The organism is Bradyrhizobium sp. 22, from assembly GCF_000482425.1.
GTDB classification, from domain to species: Bacteria; Pseudomonadota; Alphaproteobacteria; order Rhizobiales; family Xanthobacteraceae; genus Bradyrhizobium; species Bradyrhizobium japonicum_B.
Genome location: NZ_KI519399.1, coordinates 4306016 through 4323453 on the forward strand (window position 1 = coordinate 4306016; position 17438 = coordinate 4323453).

Annotated in this window: 17 protein-coding genes; 2 read left to right on the forward strand and 15 right to left on the reverse strand. The window is 64.9% G+C overall.

Features of this window, described 5'->3' with window-relative positions:
- The first annotated feature begins 102 nt into the window (after positions 1 to 102).
- Complete coding sequence (locus tag K410_RS0121955; RefSeq protein WP_028136870.1) at positions 103 to 1329, forward strand: ABC transporter substrate-binding protein; 1227 nt, start codon at positions 103 to 105, stop codon at positions 1327 to 1329.
- Positions 1330 to 1499: 170 nt separating this feature from the next.
- Here the strand turns inward: K410_RS0121955 and K410_RS0121960 are convergent, their stop codons facing one another.
- The 8 genes from K410_RS0121960 to K410_RS0121995 all read right to left on the reverse strand — a co-directional run bounded on the left by K410_RS0121960 (position 1500) and on the right by K410_RS0121995 (position 10342).
- Entirely contained in the window at positions 1500 to 2756 is a 1257-nt protein-coding gene (locus K410_RS0121960) for a TCR/Tet family MFS transporter (RefSeq protein WP_028136871.1), read from the reverse strand.
- Complete coding sequence (gene der, locus K410_RS0121965; protein WP_028136872.1) at positions 2753 to 4135, reverse strand: ribosome biogenesis GTPase Der; 1383 nt, start codon at positions 4133 to 4135, stop codon at positions 2753 to 2755. The genes K410_RS0121960 and der overlap by 4 nt, the downstream gene beginning before the upstream one ends.
- Positions 4136 to 4183: 48 nt before the next feature.
- Positions 4184 to 4732, reverse strand: coding sequence for a hypothetical protein (locus K410_RS0121970; protein WP_028136873.1), 549 nt, complete (start codon positions 4730 to 4732; stop codon positions 4184 to 4186).
- 33 nt (positions 4733 to 4765) lie between these two features.
- Entirely contained in the window at positions 4766 to 5419 is a 654-nt protein-coding gene (locus tag K410_RS0121975; RefSeq protein ID WP_028136874.1) for a tetratricopeptide repeat protein, read from the reverse strand.
- 168 nt (positions 5420 to 5587) lie between these two features.
- On the reverse strand, positions 5588 to 7180 hold the full coding sequence (locus K410_RS0121980; protein ID WP_028136875.1) for a class I adenylate-forming enzyme family protein: 1593 nt from the start codon (positions 7178 to 7180) through the stop codon (positions 5588 to 5590).
- Positions 7181 to 7256: 76 nt separating this feature from the next.
- Positions 7257 to 7841 (reverse strand): NnrU family protein, encoded by a 585-nt coding sequence (locus K410_RS0121985; RefSeq protein WP_028136876.1) that lies wholly within the window; start codon positions 7839 to 7841, stop codon positions 7257 to 7259.
- Positions 7842 to 7913: 72 nt separating this feature from the next.
- On the reverse strand, positions 7914 to 8492 hold the full coding sequence (locus tag K410_RS0121990; protein WP_028136877.1) for a UCP034077 family protein: 579 nt from the start codon (positions 8490 to 8492) through the stop codon (positions 7914 to 7916).
- 227 nt (positions 8493 to 8719) lie between these two features.
- On the reverse strand, positions 8720 to 10342 hold the full coding sequence (locus K410_RS0121995) for a peptide chain release factor 3 (RefSeq protein ID WP_028136878.1): 1623 nt from the start codon (positions 10340 to 10342) through the stop codon (positions 8720 to 8722).
- Positions 10343 to 10498: 156 nt separating this feature from the next.
- Here K410_RS0121995 and sugE point away from each other — a divergent pair, with 156 nt between their 5' ends.
- Positions 10499 to 10813, forward strand: coding sequence for a quaternary ammonium compound efflux SMR transporter SugE (sugE, locus tag K410_RS0122000; RefSeq protein WP_028136879.1), 315 nt, complete (start codon positions 10499 to 10501; stop codon positions 10811 to 10813).
- Here sugE and K410_RS0122005 read toward each other — a convergent pair.
- From K410_RS0122005 to K410_RS0122035, 7 genes are all read right to left on the reverse strand, one after another.
- Positions 10806 to 11813 (reverse strand): inorganic phosphate transporter, encoded by a 1008-nt coding sequence (locus tag K410_RS0122005; protein WP_028136880.1) that lies wholly within the window; start codon positions 11811 to 11813, stop codon positions 10806 to 10808. The two genes, sugE and K410_RS0122005, sit on opposite strands and share 8 nt — an antisense overlap.
- Positions 11814 to 11882: 69 nt before the next feature.
- The gene (locus K410_RS0122010; RefSeq protein ID WP_028136881.1) at positions 11883 to 12527 is read right to left on the reverse strand and encodes a DUF47 domain-containing protein; all 645 of its coding nucleotides are present in this window, start codon (positions 12525 to 12527) and stop codon (positions 11883 to 11885) included.
- A 156-nt stretch (positions 12528 to 12683) separates the two neighbouring features.
- Entirely contained in the window at positions 12684 to 13652 is a 969-nt protein-coding gene (locus K410_RS0122015) for a branched-chain amino acid ABC transporter permease (RefSeq protein WP_028136882.1), read from the reverse strand.
- A 1-nt stretch (position 13653) separates the two neighbouring features.
- Positions 13654 to 14517, reverse strand: a complete 864-nt coding sequence (locus K410_RS0122020) for a branched-chain amino acid ABC transporter permease (protein ID WP_008551982.1) — start codon at positions 14515 to 14517, stop codon at positions 13654 to 13656.
- Positions 14518 to 14582: 65 nt separating this feature from the next.
- Entirely contained in the window at positions 14583 to 15803 is a 1221-nt protein-coding gene (locus K410_RS0122025) for an ABC transporter substrate-binding protein (protein WP_028136883.1), read from the reverse strand.
- A 55-nt stretch (positions 15804 to 15858) separates the two neighbouring features.
- Positions 15859 to 16605, reverse strand: a complete 747-nt coding sequence (locus tag K410_RS0122030) for an ABC transporter ATP-binding protein (protein WP_028136884.1) — start codon at positions 16603 to 16605, stop codon at positions 15859 to 15861.
- A complete protein-coding gene (locus tag K410_RS0122035) occupies positions 16598 to 17353 on the reverse strand; it encodes an ABC transporter ATP-binding protein (protein WP_028136885.1) in 756 nt (251 codons plus the stop codon). The genes K410_RS0122030 and K410_RS0122035 overlap by 8 nt, the downstream gene beginning before the upstream one ends.
- Positions 17354 to 17438 lie beyond the last annotated feature (85 nt).

The window sequence follows — 17438 nt, forward strand, 5'->3', positions numbered from 1 at the left end:
CTTTAGGTGCATTGCCGCCGAGCTTCGGACACGCTAGAGCCATCAGAAGGACCAAGACTCCGCAAGAGAGCGTCCGCATATTTGACAATGGAGGAAACTTTTATGACGATGACGTTCGCCCGCCGCTCCGCGGCCCTGCTGGCCTGTGCCGCCTTCGGTTTTGCCACATCCGCCTACGCGCAGGACAAAACCGTCAAGATCGGCGTGCTCAACGACATGTCGAGCCTCTATGCCGACATCGGCGGCCCGAACTCCGTGGTCGCGATCAAGATGGCGGTCGAGGATTCCGGTCTGCTCGCGAAGGGCTGGAAGATCGACGTCATCAGCGGCGACCATCAGAACAAGCCCGACGTCGGCGTCAACATCGCCCGGCAGTGGATCGACAACGAGAAGGTCGACGCCATCGCGGACACGCCGAACTCCGGCGTTGCGCTGGCAGTCAGCAACCTCGTCAAGGAAAAGAATGCGGTGCTGCTGAACTCCGGCGCCGCCTCCGCCGACCTGACCGGCAAGGCGTGCACGCCGAACACGATCTCCTACACCTATGACACCTACATGCTGGCCAACGGCACCGGCAAGGCGCTGACCAAGGCCGGCGGCGACAGCTGGTTCTTCCTGACTGCGGACTATGCCTTCGGTCACGCACTGGAGCGTGACACCACCGCGGTCGTGACCGCGAACGGCGGCAAGGTGCTCGGCAGCGTCAAGCATCCGATCAACACCGCGGACTTCTCGTCCTTCCTGCTGCAGGCGCAGTCCTCCAAGGCCAAGGTGGTCGGCCTTGCCAACGCCGGCGGCGACACCACGAACTCGATCAAGCAGGCGGCCGAATTCGGCATCGTCTCCGCCGGCCAGAAGCTCGCCGCGCTGCTGCTGTTCATCAACGACGTGCACTCGCTGGGCCTGAAGACCGCCCAGGGCCTGACCTTCACCGAATCGTTCTACTGGGACATGAACGACAAGACCCGCGAATGGTCCAAGCGGTTCTCCAAGCTTGCCAGCAAGAACGCGATGCCCTCGATGACCCAGGCCGGCAATTACGCGATGGTGCTGCATTATCTCAAGGCGATGGAAGCGCTCGGCGGCAATCCGCATGACGGCGCCAAGGTCGTCGCCAAGATGAAGGAGCTGCCGACCAACGATCCGCTGTTCGGCAACGGCCCGCTGCGCCAGGACGGACGCCGGCTCATCCCGGCCTATCTGTTCGAGGTGAAGAAGCCCGAGGAGTCGAAGGGACCGTGGGACTATTACAAGCAGATCGCCACGATCTCGGCGGAAGATGCCGCCAAGCCGCTCAAGGACAGCGACTGCCCACTGGTGAAGAAGTGAGCGCGTAGCGGTCCATGCGGTCTTAACGGCGTCATGCCCGGGCTTGTCCCGGGCATTTTCGTTCGGGCGTCAGAAAACACAGCTGTAGTGTGGGCAAAGCGAAGCGCGCCCGCGATTTCTTCGTTTCACGAACAGATCGTGGGCACGGCGCTTATGCGCCTTTGCCCACCTTACGAGGCCGTCCTTGTGGACGCCAGCGTCCGCACCGCGATTGTCACGCACAGCACCATCAGTCCCGCCGCAAGCAGGAACGGCGCGCCGGGCAGATGCAGCGGCGCGCTGCTGCCGATGAAGTAGGAAAAGGTCAGCGTGAACAGGAACGGGCCGACGAGCTGCGAGACGCTCTGCACGCTCGCGGTCGCACCCTGCAGCTGGCCCTGCTGATCGGGCGACACGAGCCCCGTCATCAGGGCTTGCGACGCGGCGCCGGAGATCCCCCACAGCGCCAGAATGGGAATGCCGATCCAGGACAGCGGCCCGGTCGGCGCCGCGCCCAGGACCGCGAAGCCGAGCGCGCCGCAGCACAGCCCGAGCAGCAGCGCGTTCCGCTCGCCCAGCACACGCACGATGGGGCCGATCGCGAGCCCCTGCACCACCATGGCGCAGATGCCGACCATCGCCAGCGTCAATCCCACGGTCTTGGAATCCCAGCCATAGCGGTAGGTCGCATAGAGCACGAAGGTCGAGGGCAGCACGACATGCGCGACCTGCGCGATGAAATTCACGACCGACAAGGCGGCCAGCACCGCGTTGGATCGCAACAGATGCAGCGCCCCGACCGGACTGGCACTCCTCCAGCGGAACGGCGCGCGCTTCTCGGGCGCCAGCGATTCCGGCAGGACGAACAGTCCATAGAGCGCATTGGCGAAGCTCAAGGCTGCCGAAGCCCAGAACGGCAGGCGCGGATCGATGTCGCCGAGAAGGCCGCCGAGCGCCGGCCCCAGGATGAAGCCGGCCCCGAAGGCAGCGCCGACCTTGCCGAAGACCGCCGCGCGCCGCTCCGGCGGCGTGATGTCGGCGATATAGGCAAAGGCGGTCGAGATGCTGGCCGAGGTAATGCCTGATATCACGCGGCCGATGAACAGCCAGAGCAGAGACGGGGCCAGCGCCATCAGCACGTAGTCGGCGGCCAGGCCGAAATTCGACAGCAGCACCACCGGCCGCCGTCCGAAGCGATCCGACAGCGCGCCGAGCAGCGGCGAGAACACGAACTGCATCAGCGCCCAGGCGGTGCCGAACAGGCCGAAGATGCGGGCCGCGTGCGCAGTGTCGTTGTCGACGAAGCTCTCGATCAGCTTCGGCAGGATCGGCATGATCACGCCGAGCGCGAGCATGTCGAGCAGGATGGTGACGAAGATGAAAACGACCGCGCCGCCCCTCGCCGGCACAGCGCCTTGCGCCGTCGCCTCTCCGGCGCCGTCACTCACGACGGGCGCTTGCGTTTGTGCGCGAACGGATTGGCCTTCTCGCGCAGGGTGATGCGCACCGGCGTGCCGGGCAGATCGAAGCTCTCGCGCATGGAATTGGTGAGATAGCGCAGATAGGATTGCGGCACCGCGTCGGCGCGCGAGCAGAACAGCACGAAGCTCGGCGGACGCGCCTTGTTCTGCGTGATGTAGTTCAGCTTCAGCCTGCGGCCGGACACCGCCGGCGGCGGGTTGGCCTGGACCGCCTGCTCGAACCAGCGATTGAGCGCCGAGGTCGGCACGCGCCTGTTCCAGACCGCATAGGCGTCCTGGATCGCCTGCATCAGGCGGTCGATGCCTTCGCCCATCAGGCCCGAGACGGCGACAATAGGCACGCCCTTGACCTGCGGCAGCCAGTGATCGGCATCACGGCGCAAAGTCGAGATCGCGCCGCCGCCCTTGGTCTCCATCAGGTCCCATTTGTTGACGGCGAGCACGATGGCGCGGCCCTCGCGCTCGATCAGATCGGCGATGCGCAGATCCTGCTCCTCGAAGCGGTTCTGCGTGTCCATCATCAGCACGACGACTTCGGCAAAGCGCACCGCGCGCAGTGCATCGGCGACCGAGAGCTTTTCCAGCTTCTCCTCGATGCGCGAACGCCGGCGCAGGCCGGCGGTGTCGAACACGCGAAAATCGCGCCCCTTCCAGTTGATCTCGACCGCGATGGAATCGCGCGTGGTGCCGGCCTCCGGGCTCGTCAGCAGCCGCTCCTCGCCGAGCAGATGGTTGATCAGCGTCGACTTGCCGGCATTGGGCCGGCCGACGATGGCGACGCGGATCGGGCGCGTCGCGGCCTCTTCCTCGGAGAGCGGCGCGTCCTCCTCGATCTCGTCTTCGTCGACGGGCTCCGGCATCAGCTTGGCGAGCGCATCGTAGAGCTCGCCCATGCCCTCGCCGTGCTCGGCCGAGATCTGGATGGGATCGCCAAGGCCGAGCGCGAAGGCTTCCATCGCGCCGGCATCGCCGTGCTTGCCCTCGCTCTTGTTGGCGATCAGCAGCACCGGCTTGTTGGCCTTGCGGGCGAAATCGGCGAAGGCGCGATCGGTCGGCGTGAGGCCGATGCGGGCATCGATGACGAAGAACAGCGCGTCGGCTTGCGCGATCGCGGCCTCGGTCTGCTCCTGCATGCGCGCGGTCAGCGAGCCCTTGGCGCCCTCGTCGAGGCCGGCGGTATCGATGATGGTGAAGTGGAGATCGCCGAGCCTGGCCTCGCCTTCGCGGCGGTCGCGGGTGACGCCCGGCAGATCATCGACGAGCGCGAGCTTCTGTCCGACCAGGCGGTTGAACAGCGTCGATTTGCCGACATTGGGCCGGCCGATGATGGCGATCGTGAAGGACATCGGGCATTCGTGCGCTGCCGGGGCTGCGCGTGTCAATGAAATGAATGATCAGCGCGAGAAGCTGCCGCTCGGCAGCGGCGCAGGGAAAGCGCCCTGCGATTGCTGCTGCGTGGTCTGGGTCGGTTGCGCCTGCTGGACCGGCTGATCCGGCGGCGGCGCGGTGGTGCGCTTGCGGACGATCTTGTGCTTGGGCGGCGGAGCGGCCGTGGGCGGTGCCGCCTCGGGCTGGGCCTCGCCGTCGACCTCGCCGGCAGGCGCCTCGGCCGGCGCGACGGCAGCAGCCGGCTGCCTGGTGTGCTTCGCCTTGGCGCCCTTCCCCGGCTTGGCCGGCTCCGGCGGCGGCTCCGCGGGCAAAGCCGCGACGGCAGGCGCGTTCGGATCGGGCTGCTGCTGCGCGCCCTTGTACAGATCCTTCGGCACGCCCTGCTCGAGGCCCGGCACACCTTCCGGGAAGACCGGCTTGCGGTCGCCCGGCAGCTTCTTCTTGGTATCGAGGAAGTCGAGCAAGTCGCTTGGATCGAAGCTGGAGCAGCCGCCCAGGACGCCGGTGAAGGCGATCAGGACGGCGGCTGCGATCAAGCGTGGCGTGCGGCGCATCTTGTGTCTCGTTTACGTCAGAGGGCCCGTCGGTCAGCTTTTGGCGACGGGCGGCAGCAGGGCCTGGAGCGCCTCGGCGCGCGAGCGCAGGCCGGGCGGCGTTTCATTGTCCTCGGCAATCGCGTCGAGCCATTTGCGGGCCGCGGTCATGTCGTTGTTACGCCAGGCCGACAGCGCCAGCATCTCGCGGGCGCTGTGGCGGAAGGTCGCCTTGGGCGCCGCGGACGGCTCCAGCCGCTGCAGCATGTCGGCATAGCTGGCGCTGTCGAGCACGAGGCCAGCGGCGCGGATCTTCGCCAGATCCTGCCACTCACCGCCGACGCTGCGGTCGGCAGCAAGATCGTCATACATCTTCGCGGCGGCCTTGGGATCGCGCGCGGCAGCCTCGGCGGCGGCGCGCAGCCGCGCCAGGGTGCGATAGCCCGACGGCGCCTTGGCGGCGAGCTCGGTGAAGGCGGCCTCAGCCTCGGCGTGCTTGTCCTGCTCGGACAGCTCCGCCGCCTTCTCGAAGGCGGCGCCGGCTTCGGCGGCCTTCTTGGCCTCAAAGTACTTGTAGCCCTGCCAGCCAGCGGCCGCGGCCACGACCAGCACCATCAGGGCGATGAAGTAGATCGAATACTTGTCCCACAGCTTCTTGAACTGCTCGCGACGTACTTCCTCGTCGACTTCGTCAAATAATTCAGACACTTATGTTAATCCCATACCCGTCCGGGTGCGCGCGCCGAAGCGTCCGCGTCAGGAATCCCGTCCCCCGTGTGGCGGCGAGGTACCCTAACGATATGGCGGTGGCAAGGCAAAGCGAGCCCGATCAAGGCGTTAACCACCCGGGAGAGCCCGGATGGGCCCTGGCCCGGCTCAAGCTCCGAGCAGCTCCCGCAGCTGCCGCTTCAAGACCTTGCCGTTGGCGTTGCGCGGCAACGGGTCGGCCGTGATCGCCATGGTTTCGGGAACCTTGTAGTCGGACAGCCGCTCCGCGCACCAGGCCCGCAAGTCGCTGTCGGCCACCGGCGCCCGCGTCACCACCACGGCATGGACGCGCTCACCCAGCACCGGGCAGGCTTTGGCGATGATCGCGCTCTCGACCACGGCGGGATGGCCGGCCAGCACGGATTCGACCTCGGCCGAATAGATCTTCAGGCCGCCGCGATTGATCATGTCCTTCTGCCGGTCGAACACGCGGACGAATCCCTCCGCATCGACCGAGCCGAGATCGCCGGAGTGCCAGAACCCGCTAGTGAAGCTTTCGGCGGTGGCCTTCGGATTATTCCAATAGCCCTTGATGACGGAGGCGCTCTGGATCCAGAGCTCGCCGATCTCGCCGCGCGGCAGTTCGTGGCCATCCGGATCCATCGCCACGATCCGCGCGCCGGGGCACGACAGGCCGACGCTGTCGATGTGGCTCTCGGTCAGCTCGCCCGGCATGATCGTCGAGGGTGACGTCGTCTCGGTCGCGCCGTAGCAGTTCATCAGCTTCAGGCCGGGAATGGTCGCCTTGAGCTTCTCGATGGTCGCGACCGGCATCGGCGCGCCGCCGAAGCCGCCGATGCGCCAGCTCGACAGGTCGTAGCGGTCGAAATCCGGCTGCAGCAGGCAGAGATTATACATCGCCGGCACCATCACCGTGTAGGTGACGCGCTCGCGCGCGGCGAGCTTGAGGTAATCGGCCGCCTTGAACTCGGGCATGATGATCAGCGCGCCGCCGCAGCGGATCATGGTGGTGATGTTGGCGACGACGCCGGTGACGTGGCCGAGCGGCACCGCCGCGATCGAGCGATCGGCCCCCGTCAATTGCAGGCAGGACACGAACACCATCGAGGAATGCACGATGTTGCAATGGGCCAGCATCGCGCCCTTCGGCTTGCCCGTGGTGCCCGAGGTGTAGAGGATCATCGCGGTGTCCTCTTCGCTCACCGCGACCGGCGCCGGTGCCGGCGCGTTGTCGGCGAGCGCGGCGAAGCGCGATCGGGCCGGATCCTCGTCGATGGCAACGCGATGGATCAGATCGGGCACGTCCTGCGCGTGGGGCAGCCGCTCGGCGAGCGAGGCCTCGTGGATCAGGATCTTCGCGCCGCAATCGGCAAGCACGTAGGCGATCTCGGGCTTCTGCTGGCGCGTGCTCAGCAGCACCGTGACCAGTCCCTCATGCGCGGCGGCAAACAGCAGCAGCGGAAATTCGATGCGGTTGCCGAGCAGGATCGCGACGCGGTCGCCGCGCTGCAAGCCCAGCTTGCGAAAGCCCGCCGCGATCCGTGTCGCCTGCTCCACGGCCTGCCGCCAGCTGAGCCGGACATTGCCCGCAATCAATGCCTCGCCATCCGGATTGCGGGCGCAGGCGTCCGCGATCATCGTCCACAGGCTCGCCGGCCGGTCGCAAAACGCGGGCACCACCCGATCGCCGAACCGCGCCTCGAGCCGCATCGGCGGAATCTGAGATTGCGACCAGTCCATCGAACGCCCTCGGCTTGTTGCTTTTGTCACGTTTCCGTGCACGGCTGCGCGGATGGGTCTTGTGCTGAGCGGCTAGCTACACCCCGACGACCGGCACGCCGATCACGACCGGATGGAACGCGAACGCCAGGGCCACATAGGCGACCACGCCGACCCCGACTGCGATCAGATCGTTGGTGACGCCGCCCACCGGTATGGGCGGGCCGCCGGCGTCGGTGCGATGCTTCAACGAAATACGGTCATAGACGGCCCAGCCCAGGAACGAGCCGAACAGGATGATGGAGCCGAGATCGCCATTGGCCAAAAGATGCGCCGCAGCCCACAGCTTGATGCCGGCCAGCATCGGATGCTTCAGCGTCGCGTAGATGCGGCCACGCAAATAAGAGGCGACCACCAGGATCACCGCAGGCAGCATCAGCGCGACCGTGATGTGCTTCATCGCCTTCGGCGGATACCAGACGTCGATCCAGCCCGTGGCTCGGTAGTGGGCGTAACCCCAGATGATCAACGCGAGCCCCGCCAGCGAGACAAGCGAGTAGAGGATCTTGTAGGTCCCCTCGCCCAGCCTTGCGATCGCCTGCGCGCGCGCGTCTCGTTTGGTTGTGAAAACATGGGCCGCAAAGAACAGCACCAGCCCCAGGATCATGACCAGCAGACCCACGACATCCTCCCCTTTAGCCAACGCCCCCACCTCTCAGGTAACATCGATCGGTCGCCCGTCGCAACTGATGCGCTACTTGTCGGACTCGCGATTGTCGACGTAGCGGATGGCGATGGGCCGGCCTGCCAGCGCGCCGCCGAGACCGCCGGTGAATTTCAGCGGCAAGCAGGCTTTCAGCGATGAATTGATGGCGTTGAGATAGGTGGTTCGGGTCTGTGCGGGCACCCCGGGCGTCGCATATGTGAGACGCGGCGGGCCGATCAGGCCGCCGTCCCTGTTGAAGCTGAAGCGCACCGACATCTGCATGCCCGCGCGCGCATTGTCCGATGGCGGCGACCAGCAGCTGCGCAACGCGGCGAAGAGGTCGCCGATCGTATCGAGGTCGTGATCGGGCTTTTGATATTTGGCGCGGTCCGCCTCCGATGGAACGCTCTGGATGGTGAGCTGGAGATTCTGGCCGTAGGGGTAATCGATCTCGGGGATGCAGGGGCCCGGCTCCAGCGGGCTGCAATAAGACGGCGTGCAAGGCCTGTTGTCGAGCACGCCGCATGGCTCATGCGCAAACGGAATCGGATTGATCTGGCGCGGCCGCGCGTCGGTGGCAGCCGTGGAGATCGTCAGCAGGATGATGACGGGAATGCTGCGCCACATCACGCGAACGTGGCATCGGGAATGAACACGTCAAGCCGACACGCGTTCACATGCTCGCGTTCAGCTCCGGCGTCGTCGCCCGGCCAGTGCGCAATTGCGCACGAGGACCGGGCGACCCAGTACGCCGTGACGACAATGATCGAATCGATGGGCTGCGGAGTACTGGATTCCCCGCCTTCGCGGGGAATGACAGTGTGTAGCTAACCGCGGGGCCACAACGCGCCCCGCTACCCCTTCTTCTTGACGTCTTTGACGTTGGTGAACTCGATGCCCTCGGCGCGCTCCTTGGTGTAGCCGAGATAGAACTCGTTCCGGGCGAGATACACCGGATCGCCGTCGACGTCGTCGGCGATACTGGAGGTGTTGGCGGCGATGAAGGCATCGAGCTTCTTGCGGTCCTGCGAGGAGACCCAGCGCGCCAGCTGAAATTCGCTGACCTCGAACTCGACGGGCAATGAATATTCCGCCTCGAGCCGCGCCTTCAGCACGTCGAGCTGCAGGGCGCCGACGACGCCGACCAATGCCGGCGCGCCGTCGCGCGGGCGGAACACCTGCACGACGCCCTCTTCCGACATCTGCTGCAGCGCTTCCTTCAGCTTCTTGGCCTTCATCGCGTCGGTGAGCCGCACCCGGCGGACGATTTCCGGCGCGAAGCTCGGCACGCCGACGAAGTTGAAATCCTCGCCCTCGGTCAGGGTGTCGCCGATGCGCAGCGTGCCGTGATTGGGAATGCCGACGACGTCGCCGGCGAAGGCTTCGTCCGCGACCGAGCGGTCCTGGGCGAAGAAGAATTGCGGGCTCGACAGCGGCATGCTCTTGCCGGTGCGCACCAGCTTGGCCTTCATGCCGCGGCTGAGCTTGCCGGAGCAGAGGCGCGCGAACGCGATGCGGTCACGGTGGTTCGGATCCATGTTGGCCTGGATCTTGAACACGAAGGCGCTCATGCGCGGATCGGTGGCCTCGACCCTGCGCTGGTCGCTGTCCTGCGCGCGCGGCGAGGGCGCGAACTTGCCGAGGCCTTCCAGGAGGTCGCCGACGCCGAAATTGCGCAGCGCGCTGCCGAAATAGACCGGCGTCAGATGGCCTTCGCGGAACGCCTCGAGCTCGAACGGCTTTGATGCCGCCGTGACGAGCTCGAGCTCGTCCTTCACGGCAGCGACGTCGAGATTGGCGTTGAGCTTGGCGAGCTCCTCGATTGCGATCTGCTGCGCCGCACCGGTCTTGGCGCCGCCGCCTTCGAGCAGGCGCACGCCGCCATTGACGACGTCGTAGGTGCCGAGGAAGTCGCGGCCGCGGCCGACCGGCCAGGTCATCGGCGTGGTATCGAGCGCCAGCGTCTTCTCGATCTCGTCGAGCAGCTCGAACACGTCGCGGCTCTCGCGGTCCATCTTGTTGATGAAGGTGATGATCGGGATGTCGCGCAGGCGGCACACCTCGAACAGCTTGCGGGTGCGCGCCTCGATGCCCTTGGCGGCGTCGATCACCATGACGGCGGAATCGACCGCGGTGAGCGTGCGATAGGTGTCTTCCGAAAAGTCCTCGTGGCCCGGCGTATCCAGCAGGTTGAAGACGAGGCCCTCGAACTCGAAGGTCATCACCGAGGTCACGACCGAGATGCCGCGCTCGCGCTCGATCTTCATCCAGTCGGAGCGGGTGTTGCGCCGCTCGCCCTTGGCCTTGACCTGGCCGGCGAGATTGATGGCGCCGCCGAACAGCAGCAGCTTCTCGGTCAGCGTGGTCTTGCCGGCGTCGGGATGCGAGATGATCGCAAAGGTGCGCCGCCGCGCCACTTCAGCGGCAAGCGGGGAACGGGCCGGCGATTCGGCTGTGGTGATGGCGATGTCGGACATGGCGGGAGCGTGTGGCAGGGAAAACGGGCCTGATCAAGCCTCATTTGGTGATTGCAGAGCCATTCGGCCAGCCCCATATCGCCTTTCGGGAAGGACGGCCTTCCGTTTCTCAGCACCTCAGCCGCGGGGACGACCCTGCCTGAATGGAGGGTCGTCATGGCCTGGAGCATCCTGTTCGTCGCCGGGCTTCTCGAGATCACCTGGGCGATCGGCCTGAAATACACCGAGGGTTTTACCAGGCTTGTTCCGTCCGTCGTCACGCTGGCGGCCATGGCCGGCAGCGTCGTCCTGCTCGGCCTCGCGCTCAAATCGCTGCCGGTGGGAACCGCCTATGCGGTGTGGACCGGGATCGGCGCGGTCGGCACCGCGACGCTGGGCATCGTCCTGTTCGGGGAGCCGGCCACGGCGCTGCGGCTTGCCAGCATCGGCCTGATCGTCGCCGGGATCGTCGGGCTGAAGCTCGTCACTTGACGAAGAGCTGGACCGCCCACCAGGTCAGCGCCGCGACGATGCCCGACGCCGGAATCGTGATCACCCAGGCATAGACGATCGAGCTTGCCACGTTCCAGCGCACCGCCGAGACGCGACGGGCCGCGCCGACGCCGACGATGGCGCCGGTGATGGTGTGCGTGGTCGAGACCGGGACTCCGAGGAAGGTCGCCATGAAAAGGGTCGCCGCGCCGCCCGTCTCGGCGCAGAAGCCCTGCATCGGCGTCAGCTTGGTGATGCGCAGGCCCATGGTGCGGACGATGCGCCAGCCGCCCATCAAGGTGCCCAGCGCCATCGCCGCCTGGCACGACAGCACCACCCAGAACGGCACGGAGAAGTCGCTGCCGAGATGGCCCTGCGAATACAGCAGCACGGCGATGATGCCCATGGTCTTCTGCGCGTCGTTGCCGCCATGGCCGAGCGAATAAAGCGAGGCGGAGGCGAACTGCAGGATGCGGAAGGCGCGATCGACCGCGAATGGCGTCGAGCGCACCGAGGCCCAGGACACGATCGCCACCAGCATCATCGCGAGCAGGAAGCCGACCAGCGGCGACAGCACGATCGCCAGCACCGTCTTGGACAATCCAGTCCACACCGCAGCCGAGATCCCGGCCTTGGCCATACCGCCGCCGACGAGCCCGCCGATCAGCGCGTGCGAGGACGAGGACGGGATGCCGAGCGCCCAGGTCACCAGGTTCCAGACGATGGCGCCGACCAGCGCGGCGAAGATCACCTGGGGATCGACGATCGCGGGATCGATGATGCCGGTGCCAATGGTCTGGGCGACGTGCAGCCCGAACACCATGAAGGCGATGAAGTTGAAGAACGCGGCCCAGAACACCGCGAATTGCGGCCGCAGCACGCGGGTGGAGACGATGGTGGCGATCGAATTGGCGGCGTCGTGCAGGCCGTTCAGGAAGTCGAACAGCAGCGCGACGGCGATCAAGCCGACCAGGATGGGAAGACCCAACGCTGCATCCACGGCAAGGCCCTACTAAAGCTTGCGCATGATCTGAGCGGAAAACCGCTGCACACTTTTCCGGATCATGCGCTACACCTGCTCGATGACGATGCTGTTGATCTCGTTCGCGACGTCGTCGAAACGGTCGGCCACCTTCTCAAGGTGGTCGTAGATCTCGACGCCGACGATGAAGTCCATCGCATTGCCGTCGCGGTGCTTGAGGAACAGCTCCTTCAGCCCGATGTCGTGGAGATCGTCGACGCGGCCCTCCAGCTTGCCCAGCTCTTCCGTGATCGCGGTGAGCATGGCCACGTTCGGGCCGATCGATTGCATCAGCGGCAGTGCACGGCCGACCAGATTGGCGCATTCGATCAGAAGCCCGCCGATCTCACGCATCGGCGGCTCGAAAGTGCGGACCTCGAACAGCATCACGGCCTTGGCGGTCTGCTGCATCTGGTCGATGGCGTCGTCCAGCGAGGTGATCAGGTTCTTGATGTCGCCGCGGTCGAACGGTGTGATGAAGGTGCGGCGCACCGCCGTCAGCACCTCGCGGGTGATGTTGTCGGCGTCGTTCTCGAACTGGTTGACGCGCTGGCAATAGACCGGCGTCTCCTCGCCCCCGTTGAGCATGCCCTGGAGCGCGATCGAGCCCTGGATCACCGTCTGGGCATGTCGGTCGAACAGGTCGAAGAACCGTTCTTCCTTGGGCAGGAAAGCACGAAACCATCGCATCATGGGGAGTGGCTACCGGTTGGAAAATGGCCCGGCCCGAGGGGCCGTCATCGAACTGTCATAAACCATTTTCGCGCCGCGTGCGTGTCATCTCACGCCCGCGGAGCCGGATCATCCACCGCTTTCACGCGGCAAGTAAATTGACCTTAAATCAATTACTTAGAGTGATCTGCGGAAGTAATGCGCGATTTCACCGACGACGCCGCGGCGGAAGGTGAGCACGCAGACCACGAAGATCGCGCCCTGGATCACCGTCACCCATTGGCCGAAACCCGCCAGATATTGCTGCATGGCGATGATGACGAAGGCGCCGACCACGGGGCCGAAGATGGTGCCGAGGCCGCCGACCAGCGTCATCAGCACGACCTCGCCGGACATCGACCAATGGACATCGGTGAGCGAGGCGTTCTGCGCCACGAACACTTTCAGCGCACCGGCAAAACCGGCCAGCGTGCCTGAAAGCACGAAGGCCAGGAACTTGTACTGGTCGGTCCGGTAGCCGAGCGAGATCGCCCGCGGCTCGTTCTCGCGGATCGCCTTCAGCACCTCGCCGAACGGCGAGTTGATGATGCGGAAGATCAGGAGGAAGCCGGCGAGAAACCCGGCCAGCACGACGTAATACAGCACCGTCGGCTTCGACAGATCGAAGATGCCGAACATGTGTCCCTGCGGAATGCCCTGGATGCCGTCCTCACCGTGGGTGAACGGGGCCTGGAGGTAGATGAAGTACAAGAGCTGCGACAGCGCCAGCGTGATCATCGAGAAGTAGATGCCCTGGCGGCGGATCGAGATGTAGCCGGTGATGAGCGAGAGCGCGAACGCCGCGGCGATGCCGACGAGGATGCCGAGCTCGGGCGGCAAGGCCCACACTTTCAGCGCATGCGCGCTGCAATAGCCGGCGGTGCCCAGGAACATCGCGTGGCCGAACGACAGCAGGCCGCCATAGCCGATCAAGAGGTTGAAGGCACAGGCGAGCAGCGCAAAGCACAGCGCCTGCATGACGAAGAACGGGTAGACGCCCGTGAACGGCACCGTCGCGAGCAGCAGCGCCATCACCACGAAAACGATCATCTCGTCGCGCATCGCGCGAGGGGTCACCGGCAGCGTGTCGTCCGTCAGGGTTGTCATATCAGGCCGCCCTTCCCGTCAATCCCGTTGGCTTCACCAAGAGCACCAGCACCATCAGCACGAACACGACGGTGTTGGAGGCCTCGGGGTAGAAATATTTGGTCAGACCCTCGATCACCCCGAGCGCGAAGCCGGTGATGATGGAGCCCATGATCGATCCCATGCCGCCGATCACGACCACTGCGAACACGACGATGATGAGGTCGGCGCCCATCAGCGGCCGCACCTGGTTGATCGGCGCCGAGAGCACGCCGGCGAGCGCGGCGAGGCCCACGCCGAGACCGTAAGTGAGCGTGATCATGCGCGGCACGTTGATGCCGAACGCGCGCACCAGGGTCGGATTTTCAGTGGCGGCGCGCAAATATGCGCCGAGTTGGGTCTTCTCGATCAGGAACCAGGTCGCAAGGCACACGACCAGCGAGAACACGACCACCCAGCCGCGATAGATCGGCAGGAACATGAAGCCGAGATTCATGCCGCCCTTGAGCTGGTCCGGAATGGCGTAAGGCAGGCCGGACGAGCCGAAATAGTTTTGGAACACGCCCTGCACGATCAGCGCGATGCCGAAGGTCAGGAGCAGGCCGTAGAGATGATCGAGCCCGGTCAGCCATTGCAGCATGGTCCGCTCGAGGATCATGCCGAAGATGCCGACGATGATGGGCGCAAGCAGCAGCGCCCACCAATAATTGATGCCGCCGAGGTTCAGCAGGAAATAGGCGACGAAGGCGCCCATCATGTAGAGCGCGCCATGGGCGAAATTGATGATGTTGAGCATGCCGAAGATCACGGCAAGCCCGAGACTGAGCAGCGCGTAGAACGAGCCGTTGATCAGTCCCACCAGTAGCTGAGCGTAAAGAGCCTGCATCGATCAATCTCGTACCCGGTCGCGTTATGCCAATTCATTCTGCCGCGCCCGCGGGCGCGGCCAACTCACTTCTTCACCAGCGGACAGGCGCTTTCCGACAGCGGCCGGAAAGCCTGCTCGCCGGGGGTCGTGCCGATCAGCTTGTAATAGTCCCACGGCCCCTTGGATTCCTCGGGCTTCTTCACCTCGAAGAGATAGGCCGGATGCAGCTTGCGGCCGTCGGCGCGGATCGTGCCCTTGCCGAACAGCGCGTCGTCCGTCGGCATCTCCTTCATCTTGGCGACGACCTTGGCGCCGTCATGCGGATTGCCACCCATGGCCTCCAGCGCCTTGAAATAGTGCAGCAGGCCCGAATAGACGCCGGCCTGCACCATCGAAGGCATCGCCTTGTTCTTCATGCGCTCGGAGAAGCGCTTGGAGAACGCGCGCGTCCCGTCGTTCATGTCCCAATAGAAGGTCTCGGTGAAGTTCAGGCCCTGCGCCACCTTCAGGCCGAGCGCGTGCACGTCGGTGATGAAGAGCAGCAGGCCCGCAAGCTTCTGGCCGCCGGAGACGATGCCGAACTCCGCCGCCTGCTTGATCGTGTTGGTGGTGTCGCCGCCGGCATTCGCCATGCCGATGATCTTGGCTTTGGACGCTTGCGCTTGAAGCAGGAACGACGAGAAGTCGGCGGTATTGAGGGGATGCTTGACGTTGCCGATCACCTTGCCGCCCGATTTCAGCACGACCGCGGCAGTGTCGCGCTCGAGGGCATGGCCGAAGGCGTAGTCCGCGGTCAGGAAGTACCAAGTGTCGCCGCCCGACTTCACCAGCGCCTGCCCCGTGCTGTTGGCCAGCATGTAGGTGTCATAGACCCAGTGGACCGTGTTCGGCGAGCACTGCGCGTTGGTGAGATCCGACGTCGCTGCGCCGGTGTCGATCAGGATGGAATTCTTCTCCTTGACGACATTGTTGACCGCCAGCGCAACGCCGGAGTTGAGGACATCCATGAAGATGTCGACCTTCTCGACGTCGATCCATTGCCGGGCGATCGTGGAGCCGATGTCGGGCTTGTTCTGATGGTCCGCGGAGATCAGGTCGAGCTTCCAGCCCTTGGCCGCGAGGCCGGAATCCTCGATCGCCATCTGCGCGGCGACGGTCGAGCCGGGACCGCCGAGGTCGGCATAGAGTCCCGAATTGTCGGTCAGCACGCCGATCTTGATGTTCTTGTCCTGCGCGACCGCGGCACCTGCCGAACCGAAGGCCAGGGCTGTGCCGAGCAACATTGCCGAAATGCCGTGCTTCATGATCCGCTCCCCAGTATGGCTTTAATAGCTACTCTCGATGGTCCGGCCTGCACAGCTACACGCCGAGATAGGTGTGGAGCTTGTCCATGTTGGCGGCAAGCTCGGCATTGGAAAATCCGTCAATGATCTTGCCATGCTCGACCACGTAATAGCGGTCGGCGACCGTGGAGGCGAAGCGGAAATTCTGCTCGACCAGGAGGATCGTGAAGCCCTCCTTCTTGAGCCGCGCAATGGTGTGGCCGATCTGCTGGATGATGACGGGCGCAAGGCCTTCGGTCGGCTCGTCCAGCATCAGGAAGCTCGCGCCGGTGCGCAGGATGCGCGCGATCGCGAGCATCTGCTGCTCGCCGCCGGACAGCTTGGTGCCCTGGCTGTTGAGCCGCTCCTTCAGGTTCGGAAACAGCTCGAATATCTGTTCGAGCGGCAATCCGCCTTCACGGACCACCGGCGGCAGCATCAAGTTCTCGCGCACGTCGAGACTGGCGAATATGCCCCGCTCTTCCGGGCAGAACGCGATGCCCATGCGCGCGATCTTGTCGGAGCTCGCGCGGATGATCTCCTGGTTGTTGAACTTCACCGAGCCGGTACGCTTGCCGATGATGCCCATGATCGACTTCAGCGTGGTCGTCTTGCCGGCGCCGTTGCGCCCGAGCAGGGTGACGACCTCGCCCGCGTTCACGTCGAAGTTGATCCCGTGCAGGATGTGGGACTCGCCGTACCAGGCTTCGAGGTTGCGGACTTGAAGGATGTTTCCGCCGGTCGCAACCTTGGCCGGAGCCTCGGCCATCGCAGTGTCAGGCATGCCCGGCTCCCAAATATGCTTCCTTGACGCGCTCGTCCTTGGTGAGCTCGCTGTAATGACCTTGCGCGAGCACCTGCCCGCGCGTCAACACGGTGATGATGTCGGAGAGGTTGGCCACGACGCTCAGATTATGCTCGACCATCAGAATGGTATATTTCGCGGAGATGCGCTTGATCAGCGCCGCGATCTTGTCGATGTCCTCGTGGCCCATGCCGGCCATCGGCTCGTCCAGCAGCATCATCTCCGGGTCGAGCGCGAGCGTGGTTGCAATTTCGAGTGCACGCTTGCGGCCATAGGGCATCTCGACCGCGGGCGTGTTGGCAAACTCGCTGAGACCGACATCGTTGAGGAGCTCGCGGGCGCGGTCGTTGAAGCGGTTGAGGACCGATTTGGAGCGCCAGAAATCGAACGAAGAGCCGTGCTGGCGCTGAAGCGCGACACGGACGTTCTCCTGCGCGGTGAGATGCGGAAATACCGCCGATATCTGGAACGAACGAACAAGCCCCAGGCGAGCCACGTCGGCCGGCGCCATCGCGGTGATGTCCTGCCCCTTGTACAGGATTTTTCCGGCAGACGGTTTGAGGAACTTGGTCAGAAGATTGAAGCAGGTCGTCTTGCCGGCCCCATTCGGGCCGATCAACGCGTGAATGCTCCCACGGCGAACCTTGAGCGCAACGTCGCGGACAGCGAAGAAGCCCGCGAACTCCTTGGTCAAGCCTTCCGTTTCGAGAATGAACTCATCGGCCAAACAGATTTCCCCCTGCCCGCGCGCTAGCTGCGTGGCTATCCTTGTTGCTTCGGCTTTCCGGTGGCCTTGGAGCCTGTCCTTATAG

Coding starts and splice junctions, on each gene's coding strand:
- K410_RS0121955 (WP_028136870.1), top strand. CDS start 103: ATGACGATGACGTTCGCCCGCCGCTCCGCGGCCCTGCTGGCCTGTGCC.
- der (WP_028136872.1), bottom strand. CDS start 4,135: ATGTCCTTCACGATCGCCATCATCGGCCGGCCCAATGTCGGCAAATCG.
- K410_RS0121970 (WP_028136873.1), bottom strand. CDS start 4,732: ATGCGCCGCACGCCACGCTTGATCGCAGCCGCCGTCCTGATCGCCTTC.
- K410_RS0121980 (WP_028136875.1), bottom strand. CDS start 7,180: ATGGACTGGTCGCAATCTCAGATTCCGCCGATGCGGCTCGAGGCGCGG.
- K410_RS0121990 (WP_028136877.1), bottom strand. CDS start 8,492: ATGTGGCGCAGCATTCCCGTCATCATCCTGCTGACGATCTCCACGGCT.
- K410_RS0121995 (WP_028136878.1), bottom strand. CDS start 10,342: ATGTCCGACATCGCCATCACCACAGCCGAATCGCCGGCCCGTTCCCCG.
- sugE (WP_028136879.1), top strand. CDS start 10,499: ATGGCCTGGAGCATCCTGTTCGTCGCCGGGCTTCTCGAGATCACCTGG.
- K410_RS0122010 (WP_028136881.1), bottom strand. CDS start 12,527: ATGATGCGATGGTTTCGTGCTTTCCTGCCCAAGGAAGAACGGTTCTTC.
- K410_RS0122015 (WP_028136882.1), bottom strand. CDS start 13,652: ATGACAACCCTGACGGACGACACGCTGCCGGTGACCCCTCGCGCGATG.
- K410_RS0122020 (WP_008551982.1), bottom strand. CDS start 14,517: ATGCAGGCTCTTTACGCTCAGCTACTGGTGGGACTGATCAACGGCTCG.
- K410_RS0122025 (WP_028136883.1), bottom strand. CDS start 15,803: ATGAAGCACGGCATTTCGGCAATGTTGCTCGGCACAGCCCTGGCCTTC.
- K410_RS0122030 (WP_028136884.1), bottom strand. CDS start 16,605: ATGCCTGACACTGCGATGGCCGAGGCTCCGGCCAAGGTTGCGACCGGC.